Raw genomic sequence first — 22,482 nt, 5'->3', positions numbered from 1 at the left:
GGGTATTGACCGATGTTCCCTCGGGGATGCTTTTGACGTCTGGCCGCTCCGCAAGCATTTTGACAAACAGGCGGAGCGGCCTGGAGCGTAATCAGGAACCTCGCGCACCGCTCATGATCGGCCCAAATCTCTCCCAGCTTTCTCCCTTAAATCGCATCATCTGGAGCTGCTCGATCGGGGCGAAATCGTCAGGGCCTGTTTTGATGCGTGTGCCAGTAATGTAAATTCCAATCTCAAAATCGAGGTTGGCTGCCTGCTTCATCACATTCTCACGGGTCAGCGTGTCGCCGCACTGACGCAGGACTTGCTCCAAGCCCTTAGCTACACCGTAGCCAAAGACGGTTGCTGAGTCATCGAGATCACCTTCAGGGTACCACTTTGTCATGAAAGATCGCCACTCGTTCATCGATGCATCGTTCTTCCACTCTGAATCCTTGGGGTCCTTGAGGTATGCTGTAGACAGGATGCCTTGGCTGGCCTCGAAGCCCGCCGGTTTGATGACCCCGCCTATAGAGCCAGAGACGTTGGTCAAGAACTGCACGGGATGCCACCCTAGTTCGGCTACTTTCTTGATGGCTTGAGCGGCAAACTTTGGGGTTGCGATATTGACGAAGATGTCGGGGTTTGCGCCCTTGATCTGCACCACCTGGGAATCGACGGTAGGCGAGCTCGTCTCATACGCTGCCTCGACAACGATAAGCTTGCCGGCTTGGTCGCCGAGGCCATCCTTCAAGCCCGTGACGTAGTCTTTCCCAAAATCGTCATTCTGATAAAGCACACCGACAGTCTTGCCGGGGTAGTTCTGCAGAATGTACTTGCCGTAGATGCGAGCTTCGACCTGGTAACTGGGCTGCCATCCCATAGTCCACGGGAAGTTTTTCGGGTCGTTCCATTTGGCTGCTCCGGTCGAGACAAATAGTTGCGGCACCTTCTTGGAGTTCATGTACTTCTGGATTGCGGTGTTACCGGGCGTGCCCAAGGGGTTGAAGATCAGCAGCACTTCATCGCTCTCTACCAGCTTGCGGGCTTGCTCGACGGTCTTCGGCGGGCTGTACGTATCATCATAGGAGACGAAGTTGATCTTGCGGCCGTTGATGCCGCCTTCGGAGTTAATCTTGTTGAAATAGGCGGCTTCGGTCTTTCCGATCGTCGCATAGGCCGATGCAGGACCAGAGTACGGCATAATGTTGCCGACCTTGATCTCAGTGTCCGAGGCGCCAGGGTCGTATTTCTTTTGAGCATTAGCGCTTGATGAGATCGCTGCAACAAGTGCCGCTGTGATTGCGGTCGAATAGACAAGCTTGACGTAAGAATGACGCATCGTTGTCCTCCCTTGAAGCACAAACTGTTCAGCCATTCTGGTGAGCTGTTCAGCCGCGCATCAGTGAGTATGCATGAGAAGCGTCCGCGGCAGCAACGAAACGTGCCTGCCATTTCACTTAAGCAGTCGGAAATCCAACCTTTGGACGCAGCGCACAATTCCTTCCGCAGGAATTAGCGGTGCAGGCGGGCTGCATGTTGAGCTTGCGCAGCATAGAACTTGGCCGGCGAGCCAGGTCACGGTCATGGCGTAATTGATGATCGCCTCAACAGCCGCCGCTCCACGATCTTGAACGTTTCCGACTGCTACGAGCCGAGGCCATCTGCTCGTGTGCATCAGACAACTTTGTGGCGGAGGCGTATCGTGAGGCACCTTTCGTATACTCCGCCTTTGCTTCCTGGCGCTGGCTCGGGTGTCAGAAGGATCGTGGTAGTGGCCAGACTTGACCCCGGAGTACCCCCCCTTAACTACTTCAAGCTCGTCGAAATGGCGCTCATGGCCGGGCGGCGACACTGTCACAAGAACGCGCTCGATCTTGTCTCAGGTATTAGCGATGCAGTGTGGCACGCCGGGCGGTAGGAATAGTAGGTGCCCGTGTAGCGCGAAAGCGTTCCTGGCCGACCCGTCCAGAGGCATTCGCCGGTCATTTAGTCGAGGGGATCGTTTCCCTTCGGCTCTTGCAAGAATTTAGGGACGTGTCCCCGGTCGCGCTGGGCGGGACGTTCGGATGGGTCGCGACCGAGCTTTGACTGCAGCTCGACGAGGTCGGTGAAGACGTCCGCCTGGCGCCGCAGCTCGTCGGCGATCATCGGCGGCTGGCTGGCGATCGTGGAAATCACGGTGACCCGCACACCGCGGCGTTGCACCGCCTCGACAAGGGAGCGGAAATCGCCGTCACCGGAGAACAGCACCATCTGGTCGATGTGCTCAGCGAGCTCCATGGCGTTCACGGCGAGCTCGATGTCCATGTTGCCCTTCACCTTGCGGCGGCCGGAGGCGTCGATGAACTCCTTGGTCGCCTTGGTGACGACGGTGTAGCCGTTGTAGTCGAGCCAGTCGATCAGCGGCCGGATCGAGGAGTACTCCTGATCCTCGATGATCGCGGTGTAGTAGAACGCCCTAAGCAGCGTCCCGCGGCTCTGAAACTCCTTCAGCAGGCGCTTGTAATCGATATCGAAGCCCAGAGTTTTTGCCGTCGCGTAGAGATTGGCTCCATCGATGAACAGCGCGATCTTATCGGCAGGTGAGTGGGACATCTGTCCAGGCTTTCGGTGGAGCAACTCGGGCTTAAAGCATCCCGGAAATCTGCGACGCGGATGTTTGGTCGCATCCTATATGGATGGCTACCGGAGATCGTCGAGTAGCGTCAAACATTTAAGCTTCAAATAAGATCAGGCCTGTGCGGGCATGGAACTCTACCACTGCCCGAAAGTTCTCCTGTCAAATTTGTAATGTATCCTCGATTTCCAAGTGCGTAGTGAAGGTTTCCCTGATGAACGCCGGCGATTTTGCTCTCTTTGATCTGTCTATACAAAGACGGGGTCGTGGCTGGCGATGGTCCGTCATTGACCGGTCAGGCACCCCTCTGTTGGCTGGCAGCGAGTGCAGCAGGACTGCAGCTCGTTACAAGGCCACCAGGGCGGTCTTCCAAATGTTATTGACGGCTCCGTATCGAAATCAAACTTCCCCAGCAGCCTGGTCGCTCGCCTCGAACATTGAGGCGCGACGCACCTCCCAGACTCGAGGAGAAGGCGCGGGTTAGAATCGGGGGGCTTATAAGCAAGCGCGCCGGTCCTCACGACCTGGTGAGGGACAGAAGATTTCCTCAAAGCTGATCAGAGCCCGACAAGAGCAGCGGAACGCATCTGATCACTGCACCTTTCGGCCGAGGTCTCTCAGGAGCGAGTGGAGAAAATCACTCGCATGGTCGTACCGCGCGCCGCCGCTCGCAATTTCACGGGCCCGCGGCTCCACTACACTACCTACGGTTTCTGGACCGAGTAGATCAGCTTTTTCAGACCATTGATTCAGAAGGCTATCAGGAATGTATTCCGAAGACCCGAACAACCTCATAAGGCATTCCTCGGCTTCGACTTTGTGGTCGTGATGAGCTTTCGCCGCGTAGAAAACGAATAGTCCACGAAAGGCATCACGGGAAACGGCTGGTTTTGCCATTGCAATGTCCCCGCAAAATTGAACGCCCAACGAAGAGGCCACCCAAAGGCGGCCCCAGAAGTTCATTTAGATCGACTTAAAAAAGCGTGCTAAAACGCCTGCCGCAGCGTTGCCGTTGCTTCAGAACCCGGGTGAAAATAGATGCGGATGAACGTGCCAGCCCCGGTCACAGGAGCATGCCAAGATGATTCGCTTCTGCCAACTAAAATCTGACGACTGCCGGGAATTCTGGCAACCCCAAACCTATGTTAGTTTAGTGTCGTACTCATCGAGCCGTTCGGCGGGCGAAGTACCATGATCGCGATCAGGTCACGTGCTTCACGAGCTCGGCAACGCCTTGAGTTTGAATATGGACAGCTGCGTGACGGAGGTCGCAGCAAAAAGAAAGGGCCAGTGCGATGGCGCACGAACACTAACTGGAACTTTGGTGCAATGCTCAGCGCCCCCGCCCGTTGGAGCCGCGGTTGGACTAGAGCTTGGTACTCATAACCCCGATCAGCGCGCGGCACGGAGTTGGAGCTTTGTCGTTCATTGTCGGCATGGCGAGAGACAGTTGTCCGTTAAAGGGCCGCTAGGTTGCTGGCACGCACGGGACCGCCGGAGGGAGATTGGATATAGCGCGCGCTCCCAAGCCGACCCTCCTGACCCAAGCCGTCACTCGTCGCTGTGCGATTCAGGACGCGCCGAAATTCGCTAACCCTTACGCATCAGCAAAGTCCAGACAGGCGACGCACCGTCCCAACCGCGAAGGCGCCCCGACAGCCGCACCTTCAGCCCGGCTTCCGTGATCCGCTCGACAACAAGATGCAGCGCGATCACGTCGCCCTCTGACAGTTCCACACAGCCTCGCTTGCGCGACCATACCGCGCCCGGGAAGCGAAACAAATTCGCTTTCAGCCATCGGCCGCTCCGCTCCGACAGCGGTTGTAAGTCGACCTGAGCGCCGGGCCTGGGCCGCAGCCTGACATCCGCCCGTCGCAGCCAATTCGGAATCCAGCCCATGCAAATGACTACCCGTTACTTTCCACGTCTGTCTAGGCTCGTCCGTCTGAATAGATCCGCTGCCCGAAGTCAAGGTCGTCCCGTCTTTCAGAGTAGACTGGACATTTGCACCCCGCGCCGAGCGGCGCCTATTGCCGTTAGCCGAAGAGCGCCCGGCGTCGTGATGTCCGCTGCCGCTGATAAGCCGGACGCCTATATGGATTTGCCTCGACGGCAGCTTTTGTGAAGGGTTTCGGATGCGGGCCCATGACGGCGTCGCCGCGCACACGGGGGCCGGCGTCCGAAAGCCTCCACAGGAGGAAACCGCGCTGGGGGGACGTGGGACGATGCCGCGTGATCGAGCTAGTCGCGTCAAACAACCTTCAGACGATCAGGACGATCGCCTATGGGGATTTAATGTTTGGCGGCACCTGTACTTTCAATGGCTTGGCTATAGCAAAAATACCACACCACACAATCTAAACGTGAGCTCCTCATATTTGAAGGCCATGAGGCAAACTGATCTCCGGCGGCTGGAAAGCCCCCGGAGCTATCAGAGCCGAAACTGTTTCGAGCTGCTCGTTGAGCATCACCGCATTTGTAAGTCTGCTTACGTAAAGATGCCTGGACAGGGGCCAACTAGCGCGACGTTGCACACAATCGCGATCGAGGATTCGAGCTGGCTCTTGTGCAATGGTTGGTGCTCCGCCACGAACTTCCAGATCAGCACGTCCTCGATCATCGGATCGTCGCCAGCTACGCACCAATTGCCCCGCTCGTCACAATGAGCTGTCGCCTATTGCTTCGCCGTGTCGCCAGCCGCGGCGTTCTACCGCGCGAGCGGTTTAGTCCTCTGACCCCGGAACGGACATTGGCCTTGTCGTAATCACTCCAATGAGCCCGCAAAGATACGAACTCTCGAAAAGTTGGTAACAAAAAAGCCCCGGACGATGCCGGGGCCTTTCGGTGCGAATTTCAGATATCAATAGTTGTGCTGCTATCGCGAGAGCGTCGTCGACCTCAGGCGCACTATGGCGAGGTTAGCTCCCGAAAATACTTTTCAGGAAGCTTTTCACGTCTTCGTGCGCCTTCTTCGTAGCACCTTCGCTGTAGGCAGCGGTGACCCTTTTTCGTAACATGGATCATTCGGCCCAGTCGGCTGCTGGGTTTCGACGTTCACAATATTCCCGCCGCCTGCTTCTGCAAAATGACAATTTCGCAGAGAATTAATTTGAGCAAATTTCGCTTCTTGTCTGAACAGAGGTGCGTCGAATACGTGATGCGCCTCCGGATACTCGATATATTTAACGTTCTTGCCGGCTTTCGAGAGACGATCCGAATATTCCCTGCAATTCTTCGACGGAACCCAGTCGTCCGCCGAGCCATGCAGCAAAAGAAGCGGACTCGTGATTTCGGCATCCTCGTTGTAGGCGACGTTGCAGATCGGGTAGACGCCAATATGCGCAACAAACTTCACCTCAGTGTTCAACATATTCTGGAAGCGTTGCAGATCAGAGTAGATGGCGGACGGCCCGCCATGGGAAAATCCCATGACGGCAATCTTCGACGCGTCGACCTGCGGGTGTTTCGCGAGAATATTCAGCGCACCATAGGCATCGGCAACTCTCACGATCGGCGAAATCTTGCCGAGATCCGCAAATGAGTAAACGCCGCGGCTACTGAAACTATCGACGACAAAGGCACCGATTCCTGCTTCGTTGAGTGCACGAGCCCAGGTATCGACTTGACCTTCACTTCCACCGACCGCAGGAGCGCCGTGCATCAAGACGACGACCGGCTGTCTACCTTCCATTTTTGGCAGCCTCAGCTGCCCAGCGATCATGACAGGTGTCCCCTGCTTCCCTTGAAGAAAGTCGGAGGCGGAAACGTTGCTCGACTCGAACGCGAGCATCGCTTGTCGAGCATATTGGGCTTCTGCAGTCGACGTTGCTGTAATCACGCTCGCAAACAAACACGCAATGAAACGGTTTTTCATGACAATACCCTTCACAGCACGGAGGAACGCGTAAAATGACTTTAAGTGATCTGCTGGCCTCTCCCCGACCGTCAGCATTATCCTGCCTTTCGAGGGTCATGGCTGACCATAGACATACTTTTGTTGGGGCCAGTTACTCGCACGAACTTACAAAGCAATTGGCGCGACCGTCAACAAGACAACTGTGCAGCGCACGTGAATTGCTGCTCGTTGTTTGTTCTGGCCGATACTACAAGAGGTGAGATTTTCTCCTTGGCAGCCGGGGCAGCGCTGCCGCCGATCTATCAAACCCAAGCGTATGTGCGTTTAGAGGGCTTGCTTCCTATTCCGCCAACCTCATGCCGGTGTTTCGCAGGGCAGCTCACTACGTCGACAATATTTTCAAGGGAACTGCCCTTCGTCAAATTCCAGTCGAACAGGCAGCAACTTTCGACCTCGCTATAAACCTGAAAACGGCGGCGTCGCTCGGCCTGACCTTTCCTGACAGCCTGATTGCTCGGGCTGACACGGTAATTGAATAAGGGAGAGTCAGCTTAGCTGCCGTAGCTGACCTGCGGCGCGCAAGCCGTGAGGCCCGCTTGTGACAGATATTAGGAGGCTTACCGAACATAAAAATACTTGATTCTGCCCGCTCGACACCTTCTAAAGTCGGAGGCTGATATGGAGCTTTGTCATGCGGCGTCGCGAGTTCACGCGGCTGGTTGGCGGTGCAATAGTTTTAGCCGTGAGTGATATTTCCTTTGCAGTAGCACAGGATCGCGTTCGCCGTATCGGAGCCCTTATTACGACCCCCTTGGCAAAAGCGGTTCTCGAGAAAGTTCTCGGCGAACGGGGGTGGACCTTGGGCCGAAACCTGCTGATCGATTATCGGATTACCGGGGGCGAGACCGAACGGTCGCGGCAGGGAGCCCGTGAATTGCTTGCTGCAAATCCTGACGTGATATTTGCCACAACGAATACGTCGATGGCTGCTCTCCAAGCCGAAGGCTCCCGCGTTCCCACGGTGTTTGCCATGGTGAGCGATCCTGTCGGGATGCATTACGTCGCAAGCTTCGCCCGTCCCGGCGGAAACGTGACAGGATTTACCCCATTTGAGCCTACACTTGGCGGCAAGTGGATATCTCTGTTGAAGGAAGTTGCGCCAGACTTGGTCAGAGTAGGGGTGATCTATAACCCAGAGCCGGGAAACAACTCGGCCGCATTCCGACACTCGATCGATGAGGTTGCGAAACGGACCGGGATAGCTTCGATTGAGACACCCGAGAGAGATGTCGCTGGGATCGAAGAGCTTATCTTTTCATTCAGGGAGAAGCCCAACAGCGGATTGATCTTCTTGCCCGACGCGGTCACTGCGGTTCAAAAAGATCGGATGGTTGCAATTGTCACGGAGTGTCGACTTCCGGCCGTTTATTCGCTTCGGCTCTTTTGCGACGCGGGCGGATTGATTTCTTACGGGCCCGATCTGAAAAAATGTACGCTGGCGCCGCCTCATACGTCGATCGAATATTACGAGGCGCGAAGCCTGCCGAGATGCCCGTACAGGCTCCGACAGAGTTTGAGTTGATCATAAACCAGAAAGCGGCAAGGCAAGTTGGAGTGCGGCTACCCAGCGCTCTCATTGCGCGCGCTGATGATGTTATCGAATAGCTCGGCGACGTTGCGCTATCCTCTCAGCCGTCCTGCCGGCTGTCGCCCTACCGCGCGAGCGGTTTAGTCCTTTGGCCCAAACCGGAAGTCGGCCCTAGTCCAGCAGCGGCCTGTTATGCTTTGATGCGTGGCTGAGAATTACCAGTTTTAGGGGGCATTTTTTGGCCGGAGAGCGGGTGGCACGGCGATTGGCGGCGGTACTGGCAGCTGATGTCGCCGGGTACAGCCGCCTCATGGGCGCCGATGAGGAAGGGACCCTGACCCGTCTCAAGTCGGTCAGGAGGAACCTCGTTGATCCGATCATCGCTTCGCATCGCGGCCGCATCGTCAAAACAACCGGTGATGGGATGCTAGTCGAATTCGCCAGTGTGGTGGATGCGATGCGCTGTGCGATTGAAGTGCAAGAGGGTATGGCTGGGCAAGATGCTGCCGGACTATCCCATACGCGAATCGAATTTCGTATCGGCATTCACGTCGGTGACATCATCATTGATGACAACGACATCTTTGGCGACGGCGTCAACATCGCGGCACGTCTTGAAGGCATAGCCGAGCCGGGCGGCGTCTGTATCTCCGATGACGCTTATCGCCAGGTCCGCGACCGTATCAAAAACGTATTCGACGACAAGGGGGAGATAGCGCTGAAAAACATCGCGCGACCCGTGCGGGTGTTCGAGCTCGCTGGTGTCAAGCAGCCTGGACTCAAAATTGTCGAACCGACGAATAAACTAGCCCTACCCGACAAGCCATCTATCGCCGTGCTGCCGTTCCAAAATATGAGCGGCGATCCCGAGCAGGAATATTTCGCCGACGGTATGGTCGAGGACATCATTACGGCGTTGTCGCGGTTCAAATCCCTCTTTGTTATCGCGCGAAACTCCTCGTTTGTATACAAGGGCAAACTCATCGACATCGAGCAAGTCGGGCGTGAACTGGGTGTCCGGTACGTGTTGGAAGGTAGCGTTCGCAAGTCGGCAAACCGCGTACGTATAACGGGACAGCTGATCGACACCGGAACAGGAGCGCATCACTGGGCTGACCGTTTCGAAGGTGATTTAGCCGACATCTTCGATCTACAGGACCGGATGACCGAAAATGTGGTAGGAGCGATCGTGCCGGCCATGGAGAGGGCTGAAATAGAACGTGCGACCCGAAAGCCTACAGACAACCTTGATGCGTACACCCTGTTTTTGCGCGGCCAAGCCAAGTTATATCAGCAGCTTGCGGACCGGGAAGCTAACAGGGAGGCACTCCGACTGTTCAAGAGGGCTATTGAATTAGATCCTGATTATGCATCTGCCTTCGCCCGAGCTGCCAGTTGTTACGCCTTTGCAAAAACGAACGGATGGCTCGCAGAGACCGAGGACGAAATTAGCGATGCCTCAAGGCTCGTGCATCGTGCCGTCGAACTCGGAAAGCACGATGCAAATGTACTGGCTGAATGTGGCTGGACCCTCAGTCTTGTTGTTCGCGATCTCGATGGAGGCTCCGCGCTGATCGACAGGTCGATCGCGCTGAACCCGAATGTCATTGAAGCCCTCAATTGGGGTGGATGGACGAAGTTGTGGCTGGGAGAGCCCGAAGAGGCGGTTCAGCGGTTCACAAGAGCTTTGCGGCTGAGCCCATTGGACCCGTGGGCCGTACGGATGCGGATCGGGATAGCGCATGCGTACTTCTTTCTGGAGCGATACGAGCAGGCGGCATCGTTAGCGGTGGGCGCCCTTCGCGAAACTCCAGATTATCAGGCGGGACTACGGATCGCCGCGGCAAGCAACGCCATGGCAGGTAACGGGGAGCAAGCGAGGAAGTTAGTGATACGACTTCAGGACCTCAACCCAGTGCTGCGTCTTTCTAAGTTGAAAAGCGTACTTGGACCTTACCGGCACGTCGAACACGTGCACCGATATGAAGAGGCATTGCGAGCAGCTGGGCTCGCAGAGTAACCGGTCGCACAAAGTGGGCTGTCTTATCAGCGCTACAGGCGTGACCAGCTCACAGCTCAGCCCAAGTCAAAGTGTCCGCGCCGGTTAGCAGGGCGAAGGCCCTGCACGCCTGCCGCATAATCAGTCGATCACAGTGCTTTCGGAATTCGGAATACAGTCCCGAAGCCGAACGCGAACAGGCCGATGGAGACGGCAGTTCGCCCCGCGCGCCTACGTCAACGTCCAGATCCGTCCATAGTGCGATGGGATATTCAGATCTATTCGCTGAAGCGAAGGCACGTTCCCCAGATCTAGAGCGCCGCCATGCAGCTCTTCGACGTAATCCCCGCCTATCGGAAACCAGAACGGTACGGTCCGGTCGGTATCGCCAACATTCACGGCCACCAAGGTGTAGCGACCGCCATCGTAGCGGGCGAACAGAAGAACACCGAACTGCTGATACCGGTCCCAGTCATTGAAGAAGAAGTACGTGCCCTGACGAATGTGGTCGCGCTGCCGCCGAATTCGCAGTAGCTTGCGGACCAAGCTCACGATCGGCCGGCCGGACTCATCGTAGAAGAAATCCCAGCGCAATGGCCGCAGCAGAGAGACGCGGCCCATTCCGAAATCGGGCAGATGATAGTTTTCGGCGAATTCCTCGCCTTGCCAGAGCATCGGAATCCCCTTGCTCATCAGCAGGCCGATCAAATAGGGCTGCAGCATGTACCAGCGCGCCCGGTCGCCCTCGGCGAACAGCGGATTGCCGGCTTCGTCCGGATTGGAGGTGCCGAAGTTGCACAGGAAGCGTTCGTGGTCGTGGTTCTCGACATATTGAAGCGCTGTCTTGGGAATGGCGTCGCCGTTGACGGTCTCCCGGTCGGGGTAGCCGAAGAGACCAAGCTGCAGACCGAGGTCGGCGAGCCGGCCGCGATCCCCTTGGGCCACCGCGCGTGCCGCGCCGTAGGTGCCGTTCTGCCAGGTGCAGTTGGAATAGGTGGAGCGCAGCACCTCCTCCGGAGCTTCGAGCTGTTCGGCCATCTGCACGAGGGTCACCGGCTTGCCGGCGCCTGCGTCGAAGCGGCTCCAGTACGGGCGACCCGCCGCGATGTTCGCCCTGGTCAGCTGGTGCGTCTCATAGACCAGGCTCGCATAGCCCACGCCCATCGGCCCGTCCCAGTAGTTCGGAACGCAGTCGTAGCGAAAGCCGTCGACGTGATAGACTTCGAGCCAATGGTGATTGGCCGTAAAAAAGTAGTCCCGCGTGATCTCCCGATTGAAATCCGTGCTCTTGCCGAAGTTGCTGAAGTAGTCCTTGGCAAACGGCCCCATGAACGGATTATCGCGGTACCGCAGCCGCGTGTAGGCGTCGTAGTACGGGAAATCCACGCCCGTATGGCCATAGACGACGTCCACGATCACCGCGATCCCGTGCTGGTGGCAGATGTCGACTAGCTGCTGGAAATCCGACCGCTTGCCGAAACGCTCGTCGACGCCGAAATAGCCGATCGGCAGATAGCCCCAATCGACCGAGTTGCCGACGTTGGACAGCGGCATGATCTCGATGACGTTGATCCCGAGGTCGGCGAGGTAGGCGACCAGCCCGCGAGCCCGGTCGAGGTCGTTGCCAAACTCCGCGATGTTCACCTCATACAGGATCAGGTCTGCCAGCGCGGGCGTTCGCCATTGCGCCTCGCCGGCACTCCAGAGGTAGGGCTGGTAGCCCAGAGTGAAGGCGGATTGCCTGCCGACACCGAACTCGCGCGCAAATGGGTCGACGATCCAGTCGAGCGTTCCGACGTTCGGGTTGGTGATGGTGTAGCGATAGACATAGCGACCCGGACTGCCCCAGGCCGAGCCCGGCACCGCGGGCGGCGTCCCGGCGACGGGGACCGTGACCGACCAGAAGTCGCCATATGGAGCACGAACGCTGTGCGCCAGCCGAAACTCCCGGGCCGGCATCTCCTGCAGGAACTGGTCCGCCTCATGGATGATCTTCACGGTGACGACGTTGCCGTCGGCCGCCGACACCCAGGGCATCCAGAGTCCGAACGTCACCGCGCCGTTGCTTTCCACGGCGCCCAAGGATCCGAGTGGCATCAGGTTCATGCCACGAGACCCTCCAACGACTTCCACTGAATGTTGCGAAAGAGCACGCGACCCGTATGAGTTTGCAGGCCGATGAAGCGCGGGTCCTGAGCGGTGGACGGCAGCCCGCGGCGCGGGGACTGCGGATCGCCCGCGAAATGGAAAATGTTCACCGTCTGCTCGTTCAGCGCGACGGTGATGTCGGCACCATCGACGGTGATCTCATAGCTGTTCCATTCTCCCACCGGATGGACCGTCAGCGGACCGTCGGTCGGCCCCTTGAAGGAGTAGACCGCACCCGTCCTGTGGATGGGCGCATTGTCCGGCCGGGCCAGTTCGTCGATCTGAATCTCGAAGCCGAAGTTGACGCCGACATAGGCCGTGTTGTCGTAGCCCTCGTTCCGGGGGTCCGGGAAGCCGATGAAGACGCCCGAATTGTCGTCCGGCGCCGTCGTCATCCATTGCAGCCGCAAAACATAGCGAGGCGGCGTCCGGCGCTTCAGCCAGAGCAGCCCCAGATCGGTCCCCGTTCGTGCCTCGAGAACCCCGCGCCGGACCCGGAACGAGCCAGGGTCGTCCCGGCCGGGCTGGTTGCTGATCATCGACATTGTCCAGTCCCCGAGAGAGGTGCCATCGAACAGCGTCTCGAAACCCGCCTCGGCCGCGAAGGCAGGAGGCGTCATGATCAGGTCGCCGGTGCGGCGCGAGAGCGCTATCCCGGTCAGCATCGGGTTGGGCGAACCGATGCTCGGGAAGAGCGCCGGGCCGGCCGCATACAGGTTCTCGGTGTGATGGAAGCGTCCGTTGCCGTCCGTGACGCTCGTGGTCGGATCGGTGCCCATCCAAAGTGTCCCGGCTTCATGATGGGTCGTCCCGAGCCCGTCCTGGTTGCTCTGGAGCACCTGCATGGGCTGACCGTTGGCCAAGACGGCGGCGACCTTTTGCATCGCCGCATCCATGACGGCCCAGAGATCCTGATCGCGCTGCGTCGGTGTCAGCGCAACCGATGCACGACGAACGCCGTATTCGTCTGTCCGCGAGCTCAGATCGACGCGGCCTGGATGAGCGGCGGGATTGGCCGGATCGGCGGGCTCCATCTCTCCGAGCCCTCTGATTGCAATTGCGACATGCGTGTCGGTCGAGGTCTTCAGCTGATCGAAAAAGTCGACGTCGGGCACCTTGCGGTAGAGCTCGTCCTCGGCGCCGCTGGTGTTGCCGCCGCCGCTCGCGGAGATCTGAAGGTGGAAGTGGCCGATCAGATCACCATTCGGGCGCGTTGCCCGTCCCTTCACGAACAGGGCCGCAGTCTGCAGCTCGTTCACCGCCGGCGAAAGCCCGGAAATCGCCGACCGCGGCACGCGGATGACAAGGTTCGAGCGAAGGTGCGCAATCAGATTCTTGCCGATGAGCGACAGGGTCGGAAGTCCGGTGGCATCGAACGATGCGAGAGCCAGCCGCGCGTTCTCGATCGTGCCGAGCGCGATGACAACGGCACCACCGGGTGCCAGATCTATCGGACCTCGACTAGTGTCGATGCCTGAGATGCGCCAGGTCCCTGCCGCGGTGGGGACGCTGCGCAGCGTCAGCACATGCGTGTCGGGCAGCACCATGAATTCCTTGACCGAATCATTGCCGTTGGAGTCGCTCGCCGCAGTCCGAGCCGCCTTCATCAGCAGCGGAACGACGCTGAACTTGTTCAGCGGGAAGAACCCCGCGTGTGGCGGGCGCGCCTGCACAGCCAGCGGCGCTTCCAGCTTCAGCAGGTTTAGGAGGTCGTTTTGCGAAAGTCCGCCGCTCGACGACAGGCCAAGCAACTGTGCGGGGTCGGCGCCCGACTTCAGCAGCGGAGATGGCGGGAGCGCGTCGAGCGCGAACGCTCCGGGCACGCTCGACAAACTGTCGAAGAGCCGGCGACGCAGCGCATTCTGCAATTCGCCGAAAATGAAGTCGTTCGCCTCGTCGACACCGATCTGGCGAGAACTCTCATCGAAATAGCGGCTGTTCAGATCGACTACGGTGTTTGCGGGCCAACCCAACATCTCCTCGTCCAGCAGACGAGGCGACCAACCGCCCCAATAGAGCGATCTGCCCCCGAGCGTGTACGCTAGTCCTTTGAAGGGAATAGTCGACTTCCATGGAATTCCCCAGACCTCGTTGCGTGGGGGCTCCGGCTGCGGCAGGCTTTCGTTCAAAAGGAACGGATTAGCCGGATCGGCAAACCCTTGGATCCCCGTGTTCTGAACATGCTCAGGGACGGTGAACATCCCGGCATCGACGACCAGCGTCCTCAATCCGCCACCCGTTTGTTTCTGGCGGAACCACAAATGCTCAGCCATCGCAGAACCGAACGTCCCGCCTCCCACGATGATGAAATCGAACGGACGCCCGCCTGCGGATTTCCAGGCATCAACTTCCGCGAGATTGTTGCAGAGATAGCGGCCTTGAATGTCTTTGGTGAACGAGGTCGTTTCCGTAGTGATTGGCATTGCCCGTCTCCTGGTGCAATCCTCGGACTCGCCTGAGTGTTAAGACACGGCTTCCTTCAACCTTAAATGAGCTAATTCACAGATTGCTCTTCTTTCACTGCCGAGGCCCGGTGCGACGACGGCCTCTTAGGCCGCCAAGTTCCAAATCCTCGCACAAGAGCCCGGAACCTGTTGAGTCAGAAACGCTGAAGCTCCGCCGAACTTCGCGCAAGCTGCTGGATACCGTCCACGCCCCCAGCCCTGCTCCGCTACTACGTCGCGAGCCACCGAACTGGTTGCGGCATTCGGCTTTGCCATCTCGATCACCTTGAAGGATGCGGACCAACTTTCGACCAATGGCCATATCCGGTGACGCTGTGGCGGGCTGATGCTGTTCGCCGAAGTCCAAAAAGCTGCGCCCCGGCTTGCGGGCCATCTGCGTACAACCATACCGAAGCCTAGGTTGCGAGGCGCGAAAGCTAGTAGCTTTGCTGCGATCGAGGAACTGCGGAGCTTCAACAATATTCTGTCATGATCAACAAGGAGGGATCCGCATGCCGATCCAGACCGTGATGGACAGTACCGGCGACAGCCGTCACTTCTTCGACTCGGACGATGCACGAGAATTAGCCAAGGCGGAGCAGCGGTTCCGCGAGCTGACGAACGTCGGCTTCACCGCTGCGGTCCGGACCGGTTCAGGTCAGGTGTCGCAGATCCGATCGTTCGACCCCACGGCGGAAGAAACTCTTTTCTTCCCCCGGCTGGTCGGCGGCTGAATTGCTGAGCCGTGTGGCTGTTCAGGCCGTCGCGGCCGGATGAACGCTCACGGATGAGGGCTGCAAAGGCGCTGTTCATTAGACACGGCGCCGAGAGCACTCCGGAAGGACGCGCGCTGCTGCTGCTGCGGCATTACCTCTCGCCTGTCCAACGGCGGCAATTCGCGGAGAAGGGTTATTTCGAGGTAATCGGTGGCGACACGGGCAACCGCTACAGAATCTATGCGGGAGCGGCTGCGAATGTCTGCGAGGTCGGCGAAAACGGCCGTCCAAGGATCGGCTTGTGTTTCCTGCCCGTTGGCGACCTTTCCGATTGGAGACGTCATGCTGGCCCAGAAGATCGCGCTCGAAACGTGCGAGGGCAGCGCGCTCGCAGTAGCCCGAAAGTTCACTCCCAGCCGTTTCTTGTTCAGCCGGTCCCGCCCGCTTCGGTAGCGGCGGCGTTGCGTCGCGCGTCGGTGGCGTCGCGTGTTGCCCATCGCCGCTGGCAAACCGCAGCGGTAGGCCTGGAGCGATAGGTAGAGTGGAAGTCGTCCCACTCAGGGGCCGACAGCCGCCTTGACCCAAGCCGGACATTCGATGCCAAACACTGGCGTTCCGCACATCTCTGCCAGGAGGTGGTCGCAACAAACATATCTCAGATCCGCATCGAGGATGGCCAAGCTCACCGGCGCGAGGTGAAATACCTCTGGCTCAGTCGCGGCCTTGTTGTTGGTGACCTGGTGTGACGCATGAACCCCATGGCCCTACCGCGACGTCACAGAGGCCCCAAAGATACAATGTAGGCACACACTGCTCCAGAACCTCACGCATCGCGAGAAGTCCCTTACAGAGGGGCGCGGGAACTACCTCGGGGGCCGAGAAGGCAGCATTCGTAGGATGACCGATCGGCTGCCGGTTCAAGGCCGAGCAGATGACCGCGATCGCGGTAGTCTAGTGCTCCTATCGGCACGCAGGCGACGATCCGGCGCTCGGAGAAGGAGCTGTCGAGCTCGGCTCGAATTGGATGCGCGTTCCACAACTGATCACGAAGGGAGCTGCGAGATCAGCGGTTCTCATGGAAGCATCTACATTGACCCCCTTAGAGCCGCGAGGCACGGCCACTCCAGCGGAGCCAAGGCTGGGGTGAGAACGGGATGCGTAACATCCTCAAGGGACCTCGCAACTGACCAGGACGCAACCCGACACCGGAGCGGCGACCGTTACGTGAGAACAGCGCGTCCGTTCAACTCACTCGCGGTAACGACAAAATTCGTCGCCGTTTTCATATTCAAAGCAGATTTTGACGCGGCGACGCGGCCGATCCTCATCGCGGAATCGCGAGCGACGGTCCATATCTTCATCATCGCGCTGCGTCCGCCAATTGCCGCCCGTGGTGCGATGGTCCATATCTTCCATCATACGTCCCATATGCTGCTGACGCATGCGGTCCATACCCGTGCGATCCTCATCGCGCTGTGTTGTCCAGTCACGCTTAACGCGGGTATCTTCAGCGGCCTTACGCTCCCTCTCGCGCGCCTGATCGGACTGCTGCGGCGTACGGTCCGGCTGAACAGGAGTCGTCTGGGTCTCGTTCGAGCCGGGTGCAGTCTCGGGTTGTTGAGCAAGGGCGAAGCCGGCGACTAGGAAAGAGGAGAGGAACAGAACGGTCGCTGAAGCTGACTTACGCATGTCATATGCTCGTGGCAATTCTCCTCAACCGAGCGAGCGACGGATTGTTTCTGCTAAGGCCGCACCTTTTTTAAGATGCGGTGCAAGGTGGCAAGGCGGCAAGGAAGCAAGGAAGCAAGGAAGCGTCCCCTCAGCACAAGGCCGGCGGAAGGAGCCGCTCTCCGCCGATATTGCAGCGCGGAGCTAAACGCTTCCGGTTTGAAACGACAGTTGCTCTCGTCGGCGGAAACGGGCCCTCCATTCAAATGCGGGGTGCTGGGCGTGGTCAGGGCCGCCGGAGCGGTAGCGGCTGGCGATACCGCGCGGGTTCGGGTCCCGTCCTCCTCTTTTCGCGCGTTGCCGGCGCTGTAGGACACTTCAGGAGGCGCTCGCCCTCGCTCGTTCGCGCGCCTCGCGCCGCCGTTCGCGACGTTCGCGGCGCCGCTTGGCACGGTCAGCGGGTTGCCGCAGCGGAGCAACCTGCGTCGCAGCGACTATCGGCGCCGGAGCCTCCTCGACCAAAGGCGCCTGGATCGGTTCGGTCGCAGCGGGGCGGGCTTCCATGAACTCGAGCACTGCCCGTCCTTTTGCCGTGATCTTCCACCCGCCAACGATCCGTTCGACCAGCCGGTGCGAAAAGATGTCGAGATCGGGCACCCGCGCGGCCAGGCGCTTGGTCCGGTCCGCCCAGTCGCGACCGCTGGTCGCCAGGATCGCCATGTCGCGCTTGAGGTCCTCCATCACGGCGAAGCCGTCCGGATAGCTCACCAGGATCTTGAGGACCGTCACCTGGAAATTCACGCCCCCTCCGGATCAATCAGCGCCACATCGTGGGTGCACGGGACAGCGCGTCGTGGCCGACCCGCCTTAGCCCATCGGGCGAAACCTCGCCTCTGGTGGCGGCCTCCAGGATTTTCGAAGCGACGTGAGTCCGTGCTCCAATCTCGCGGTGCGAAACGCTTTCGCAGACGTCGTCCAGGACCGCGCGCAAAAGCGCGGTTGTCTCCGTATCAAACATGAGGCGCCCCAGAGGGAAAGGGGTAGCGTAGCCCGGTTTTGCCGGCTGGGGATTCAGGCATGTTAAGCTTCCGGGAAAAATGCAGTCGAAGGTATGAGGGAGCCAAGAGTGTCGGGGGCGAGTGTGATTGCGGCTCCGGTCGGTTCTTGCCGGCGGACTATCTGGTTCTCTTGCTGGAGATATCATCGGCTTCGAAGCCAACGCGCTGCATCAGACTAGAAAGCGGTATCAACCCGAACGCCATCATCCCAGCAGAGACTGCGAAAAAGTTCAGGTCGAGACTCGCATTCCAGCGTAGCAGCAGATAACCGCCCGCAGCAGCGATCAGCGCGCGGGTCAGAGCTCCGAGCAGCGAAGGCGCGAGCCGCCGGGTGGCTTGGCCTACACAGTACAGCACAAAGCCGAGACCGAAGAACCCAAAGAAGGGGCCGACATCGTGCAGGTACTGCACGCCCGCCTGGATGGTCGCGGGGTCGTCGTTGAAAAGGCCGATCCATTGGCGCGCTAACAGCGCGCCGACGAGTCCTATTGTGGCGGTCACCGCAGCGCCTATAACCGCGCCCGTCCAGGCGGCGCGCCGCGCACGCTCGATCAGTCCGGCGCCAAGGCTGGCGCTGACAACCATGCCGACCGGGCCGCCCACACCGTAGGAGATCGGCACAAGCAGGAACTCTAGACGTGAGGCTGAGCCATACCCTGCCAAAGCAGCGATACCATGGGAGCCGACGTAAGCGGTCACAAGCGTCAGCGTTACATTGGTGCTCGCCGCGATGATGGCAGAGACGCCGCCGATCTTGAGGATCGTCAAGGCAGGCGCGAGCGCCAGGCGCGGTGGGGTTGGCGAAGGCCGCAACAAGCCCATATGGCCCCACAGGTAGATTGCGTAGGCAAGTGTTCCGAGAGCGTAGTTGATCAACAGTGCGACGCCACCGCCGATTGGGCCAAGCGCGGGAATGCCGAAGCCGCCGAAAATCAGAAGCGGTGATAGCGGCACCAGCAGCGTTGCGCCTGAGCACACTACAATGACCGGCAGTCGCAAGTTTCCGGTGCCGCGCACCGCCGCCATCAGCAAGTTGAATGTCCAGATCAGCGTCGCTCCGCCAAAGACCACCGTCGAATATTGCAGGGAGATCTGTAGCGAAGCGCCATGCCCGCCCATCGCACGATAGATCAAGGGCCCCAGCCCATACATGAATGCGGTGGTTGCCAATCCAAGCGGCAGCGCCAACCCGATCGCGTACCAAGGGTAGGAGCTTGCCTCGGCGAATTCGCCGCGTCCTAGCGCCCGCGCCACCGAAGTGACGATACCACCGCCTGTCGCACCCTGGGAGATCGCTACGGTAAGCGCGAGCAGCGGGAAGACCAGCGTCACTCCGGCGAGAGCGTCGAGCCCGAGCTTTGCGATGAAGTAAACCTCGAGAAGTCCCATCAGCACCTGGACGAGCATCACGGTCGAATTCGGGACCGCCAAGCGGAGGATCGTCAAGGCGACCGGATGGCCTAGCAGCGCGTCAAGTCGGTCATCGCGCAGCGTCATGCGCGCCGTGTGCGGCTTTGAATCGGCGATATTCGCGGGTCCGTTCACGATCACTTCCTCTCGTTGCAGAGAGCGACATGACCACGGCCGCCGAACGCGGCCCAACCATATGAATTGACACGCTCTGTTAGCAAAACTAACAATCTAAAAATGGTCCGTTTACCGCCACTCGAAGCCATGCGCGTGTTTGAGGTCGCCGCTCGTCATGGCAGCTATTCCAGAGCGGCTGAAGAACTTCACATCACTCATGGAGCGGTAAGCCAAAGGATTCGGCAGATCGAAGAGCGGGTCGGGATCAAGCTTTTCGAGCGAATGGGGCACCGAATGGTACCCACGCCGGACGGGCGACGTCTCTATGATCGAGTTGCGCGCTCGTTAGCCGAACTAACCGGGGCACTCACTTCGCTGAGATCTTCCCCCATGGATGCCGAAGTCACGGTGAGCTTGCTACCGGTGATGGCGGCCCGCTGGCTGTTGCCGCGCTTGCCCCGATTCAACGAGCATTACCCCCACATCCACGTCAACGTGAAGTCGGATCGGCAACTCGCCAATTTCAAGTCGGACAAGGTCGATATCGCGTTACGTCTCGGCACCGGAACCTGGAAGGGGCTTCACGCCATCCGGCTGATGGACGAGGAGATCTTCCCGGTCTGCAGCCCGCGCTACAACGGAGGGCAGTTCACGCGAGACCCGTCGGCATTCGTGAATGAGCGGTTGTTAATCGATCCGAACGTCCCCTGGTCGACCTGGTTCAAATCGCTCGGAGTGCAGATCGACCGGAAGATCGTCGGCAACTCCTTCGCCGATGCGAATCTGCTGATGGAGGCGGCGATCGACGGGCAAGGAATTGCGCTCGCGCGCCGCTCGGTCACTCGCGCCGATCTGCTCAACGGCAAATTGGTCCGGTTGTCCGACCATAACTGCCGCCTGCCATTATCGCACTTCCTCGTTCATCCGCCGTTGCTAGAGAGCAATGCGCCGGCGATGGCGTTCCGTGATTGGATGCTGGCGGAGGCCATGGAAGGCTTGGCCTTGCAGCACTAGGTCCGCATTCGCCTCCAAATCGGCCGAGATTGACGGCCGAATCGGCCGAACAGGTGGTACACACCGGTGGTCACAAAACTCGGCCGGGCTTTTTAGGAATCCTTGTTTTCCGCGGATTTTCGCGCATTGGGGGCATCGGGGGAGAGATTCCCACTTTCCCCGCCGCCAGCTCCCTCCTCCGGTTAACTAGCACCATCTGGAGCTCGCCTCGCGCGTGCTGCCTTGCGCTTTTGCTTGGCTGCCTTCGCGGCCGCGACGTCGAAGTTAGTGCGTCGACGCCGCTTGTGCGGCACTGGCGGAGAGTTCAGAGCCGGGATGTCGTAGCGCGGATATTTTTCGATCTCCGCCGCCATGGTCTCGATCCAACGGTCTCCATAGTCGTTGCCCGCATTGGAATCCTTCGGGCGGTGGCCCGTGATGAAACCCTCAACCTCGCGGTCCATCTTGACGTGCCTGGCCACGCTCTTGAACAGGTGTCGCCATCCGTGGTTCGGTTTGACGTCGTACGGGATCCCGAGGCCATGCACCCATTCGCCGATCCGTTCGGCGATCTTGTGGAATTGCGGATGCCGCACAGTTCCACCGCGGCGGCGCTCCGGATCGTAGAACAGCGGCTTCTTGAGCTTGGTGCGGAGCGCCACATAGTCCAGGAAACGCTGACCTTCGGGCCTTGCTCGATGATGTGCGAGTGGATGGGCACTACGCGCCATGTCTTGGTCTTCTCGGGCGAGGGCTTGATCCGTGGGCCCATGCCTATTACTCGGGTCTGACTTGTCCAAGTCCAGCGCTCAGCCAGCAGAGCTGTATTTCCGCCGGTATCCGAACGTGACACGCGGCTCATTCGAGTGGTACCACCTCGCGCTACCTGGATCGCGCCAGCAACATTTCCATGCACCACGCAGTGTTGGAGGCCTCGAAACTTTACGACGGAACGTCGTAATCCGTCCCTCCGGATTGGGCGTGTACGCGTACGTCTGCAGGTCGGAACTTTCCGTCCGCACGGCGGCATCCTCCTGCACGACCACGTAAACGTGGTTGCTCTCGACTGAGACCGAAATGACCGTACCCGCATCTCGGTCGTAGAGGTGCGCGATCGTCGCACCGTCACCCGGCTTAGGATCAAACCGGTGCAACATTCCGCGCGCCGCATTGAGGGCTCCGTGCGCGACTTCCTGACTTTCAGACATCATCGGCTGCTCCTCTTTGGAGATCATGACCATGCATATGCTCGCTTTCTGCCGCGCTTCGGGCGTCGCTATCTCGAAAATACACTTTCGATTCTGTCGAGCAAAGCGATCGCGAGCGGAGAAGTCGGCACGCAACACCGATTGTCGACTTTCCCGGATGGCATTTAGAGAAGGCCCTTCCTGCCGGCGAAGAGGCAGCTGCGAGCGGCAAGGATGAGGGTCTGCATCAAAACTTCCGTCCGAGGGAAAGCCGTCCAATCGCTGTATCTGCACGGGCGTCAGGGCCATTTGATTAGCTGTGGAAAATTTCCAATCGGATGACGGTCAAGAAGCGAGCCACACAATCGAGCAGCGACGAGATGAGTTAAATGCACAACGGCGATGGCCCCGACGCGGACACAAACAGCGCGCGACGGCGGTGACGCATGCGCAGCTTTTGGGATCCCGTGCTCCCTCACCCCAGCCAGGTCGCGCTCACAGAAATCCACGGAAAAGCCGATCTGTCTCGCAGTGGTTTCCTTCCCTATTTATGGACGACCGTTAGGCGTGACGCGTCACCGGTGAGGCTCAATCACCCATTTGCCAGCCCGAAGCCGAGCCTCGGTGGCGTGCCAATGCGCGTGATGAGGGCCGGCGTGGGCGAGCCGTGGCCCACGACGCACTGCGAGCGATTCCACC

The 22,482-nt window shown here is 59.3% G+C and carries 20 protein-coding genes and 1 pseudogene; 7 read left to right on the top strand and 14 right to left on the bottom strand.

The window, feature by feature from the left end:
• Positions 1–91: 91 nt before the first annotated feature.
• The 6 genes from AB3L03_RS32520 to AB3L03_RS32495 all read right to left on the bottom strand — a co-directional run bounded on the left by AB3L03_RS32520 (position 92) and on the right by AB3L03_RS32495 (position 6,473).
• Entirely contained in the window at positions 92–1,321 is a 1,230-nt protein-coding gene (locus AB3L03_RS32520; protein ID WP_368507733.1) for an ABC transporter substrate-binding protein, read from the bottom strand.
• Positions 1,322–1,968: 647 nt separating this feature from the next.
• Entirely contained in the window at positions 1,969–2,577 is a 609-nt protein-coding gene (locus AB3L03_RS32515) for an NYN domain-containing protein (RefSeq protein WP_368507732.1), read from the bottom strand.
• A gap of 613 nt (positions 2,578–3,190) precedes the next feature.
• Positions 3,191–3,496: a hypothetical protein gene (locus AB3L03_RS32510; RefSeq protein ID WP_368507731.1), complete on the bottom strand. Its 306-nt coding sequence runs from the start codon at positions 3,494–3,496 to the stop codon at positions 3,191–3,193.
• 693 nt (positions 3,497–4,189) lie between these two features.
• Positions 4,190–4,336, bottom strand: coding sequence for a hypothetical protein (locus AB3L03_RS32505; RefSeq protein ID WP_368507730.1), 147 nt, complete (start codon positions 4,334–4,336; stop codon positions 4,190–4,192).
• A 751-nt stretch (positions 4,337–5,087) separates the two neighbouring features.
• Entirely contained in the window at positions 5,088–5,219 is a 132-nt protein-coding gene (locus AB3L03_RS32500) for a hypothetical protein (protein ID WP_283806965.1), read from the bottom strand.
• A gap of 330 nt (positions 5,220–5,549) precedes the next feature.
• Positions 5,550–6,473 carry a dienelactone hydrolase family protein gene (locus AB3L03_RS32495; RefSeq protein WP_368507729.1) on the bottom strand — a complete coding sequence of 308 codons (924 nt, stop codon included), beginning with the start codon at positions 6,471–6,473 and terminating at the stop codon, positions 5,550–5,552.
• A 338-nt stretch (positions 6,474–6,811) separates the two neighbouring features.
• On the opposite strand from AB3L03_RS32495, the gene AB3L03_RS32490 reads away from it, so the two are divergent.
• The 4 genes from AB3L03_RS32490 to AB3L03_RS32475 all read left to right on the top strand — a co-directional run bounded on the left by AB3L03_RS32490 (position 6,812) and on the right by AB3L03_RS32475 (position 10,063).
• Complete coding sequence (locus tag AB3L03_RS32490) at positions 6,812–6,994, top strand: ABC transporter substrate binding protein (protein ID WP_368507728.1); 183 nt, start codon at positions 6,812–6,814, stop codon at positions 6,992–6,994.
• Positions 6,995–7,146: 152 nt separating this feature from the next.
• Positions 7,147–8,037, top strand: a complete 891-nt coding sequence (locus tag AB3L03_RS32485) for an ABC transporter substrate-binding protein (protein WP_368507727.1) — start codon at positions 7,147–7,149, stop codon at positions 8,035–8,037.
• The gene (locus AB3L03_RS32480; RefSeq protein WP_368507726.1) at positions 8,004–8,120 is read left to right on the top strand and encodes a hypothetical protein; all 117 of its coding nucleotides are present in this window, start codon (positions 8,004–8,006) and stop codon (positions 8,118–8,120) included. Before AB3L03_RS32485 ends, AB3L03_RS32480 begins: the two co-directional genes overlap by 34 nt.
• Before the next feature lie 176 nt (positions 8,121–8,296).
• Positions 8,297–10,063 (top strand): adenylate/guanylate cyclase domain-containing protein, encoded by a 1,767-nt coding sequence (locus AB3L03_RS32475; RefSeq protein ID WP_368507725.1) that lies wholly within the window; start codon positions 8,297–8,299, stop codon positions 10,061–10,063.
• 210 nt (positions 10,064–10,273) lie between these two features.
• On the opposite strand, the gene AB3L03_RS32470 is transcribed toward AB3L03_RS32475, so the two are convergent.
• Both AB3L03_RS32470 and AB3L03_RS32465 read right to left on the bottom strand, forming a co-directional pair.
• Complete coding sequence (locus tag AB3L03_RS32470) at positions 10,274–12,148, bottom strand: alpha-amylase family glycosyl hydrolase (protein ID WP_368507724.1); 1,875 nt, start codon at positions 12,146–12,148, stop codon at positions 10,274–10,276.
• Positions 12,145–14,613, bottom strand: a complete 2,469-nt coding sequence (locus AB3L03_RS32465) for a family 16 glycoside hydrolase (protein ID WP_368507723.1) — start codon at positions 14,611–14,613, stop codon at positions 12,145–12,147. Before AB3L03_RS32465 ends, AB3L03_RS32470 begins: the two co-directional genes overlap by 4 nt.
• A 533-nt stretch (positions 14,614–15,146) precedes the next feature.
• Between AB3L03_RS32465 and AB3L03_RS32460 the strand changes: the two genes are divergently transcribed.
• Together AB3L03_RS32460 and AB3L03_RS32455 are read left to right on the top strand one after the other, a co-directional pair.
• Positions 15,147–15,368: a hypothetical protein gene (locus AB3L03_RS32460; protein WP_368507426.1), complete on the top strand. Its 222-nt coding sequence runs from the start codon at positions 15,147–15,149 to the stop codon at positions 15,366–15,368.
• A 53-nt stretch (positions 15,369–15,421) separates the two neighbouring features.
• Positions 15,422–15,803, top strand: a pseudogene (locus tag AB3L03_RS32455) (hypothetical protein).
• Between the two features lie 795 nt (positions 15,804–16,598).
• On the opposite strand, the gene AB3L03_RS32450 reads toward AB3L03_RS32455, so the two are convergent.
• The 4 genes from AB3L03_RS32450 to AB3L03_RS32435 form a co-directional block, all read right to left on the bottom strand.
• Positions 16,599–17,039, bottom strand: a complete 441-nt coding sequence (locus AB3L03_RS32450) for a hypothetical protein (RefSeq protein ID WP_368507722.1) — start codon at positions 17,037–17,039, stop codon at positions 16,599–16,601.
• Positions 17,040–17,396: 357 nt separating this feature from the next.
• Positions 17,397–17,819, bottom strand: a complete 423-nt coding sequence (locus AB3L03_RS32445; RefSeq protein ID WP_368507721.1) for a hypothetical protein — start codon at positions 17,817–17,819, stop codon at positions 17,397–17,399.
• Positions 17,820–17,835: 16 nt separating this feature from the next.
• Complete coding sequence (locus AB3L03_RS32440) at positions 17,836–18,036, bottom strand: hypothetical protein (protein WP_368507428.1); 201 nt, start codon at positions 18,034–18,036, stop codon at positions 17,836–17,838.
• Positions 18,037–18,193: 157 nt separating this feature from the next.
• Positions 18,194–19,627, bottom strand: coding sequence for an MATE family efflux transporter (locus AB3L03_RS32435; RefSeq protein ID WP_368507720.1), 1,434 nt, complete (start codon positions 19,625–19,627; stop codon positions 18,194–18,196).
• Between the two features lie 96 nt (positions 19,628–19,723).
• Between AB3L03_RS32435 and gcvA the strand changes: the two genes are divergently transcribed.
• On the top strand, positions 19,724–20,617 hold the full coding sequence (gcvA, locus tag AB3L03_RS32430) for a transcriptional regulator GcvA (protein ID WP_368507719.1): 894 nt from the start codon (positions 19,724–19,726) through the stop codon (positions 20,615–20,617).
• Between the two features lie 182 nt (positions 20,618–20,799).
• Here gcvA and AB3L03_RS32425 read toward each other — a convergent pair whose 3' ends face one another.
• A complete protein-coding gene (locus AB3L03_RS32425; RefSeq protein ID WP_368507718.1) occupies positions 20,800–21,327 on the bottom strand; it encodes a hypothetical protein in 528 nt (175 codons plus the stop codon).
• Positions 21,328–21,405: 78 nt separating this feature from the next.
• Complete coding sequence (locus AB3L03_RS32420) at positions 21,406–22,092, bottom strand: hypothetical protein (protein WP_368507717.1); 687 nt, start codon at positions 22,090–22,092, stop codon at positions 21,406–21,408.
• Positions 22,093–22,482 lie beyond the last annotated feature (390 nt).

This window comes from Bradyrhizobium lupini (assembly GCF_040939785.1).
GTDB classification, from domain to species: Bacteria; Pseudomonadota; Alphaproteobacteria; order Rhizobiales; family Xanthobacteraceae; genus Bradyrhizobium; species Bradyrhizobium canariense_D.
The sequence above is the reverse complement of the archived record's forward strand: the minus strand, read 5'-3'. Positions and strand labels throughout refer to the sequence as shown.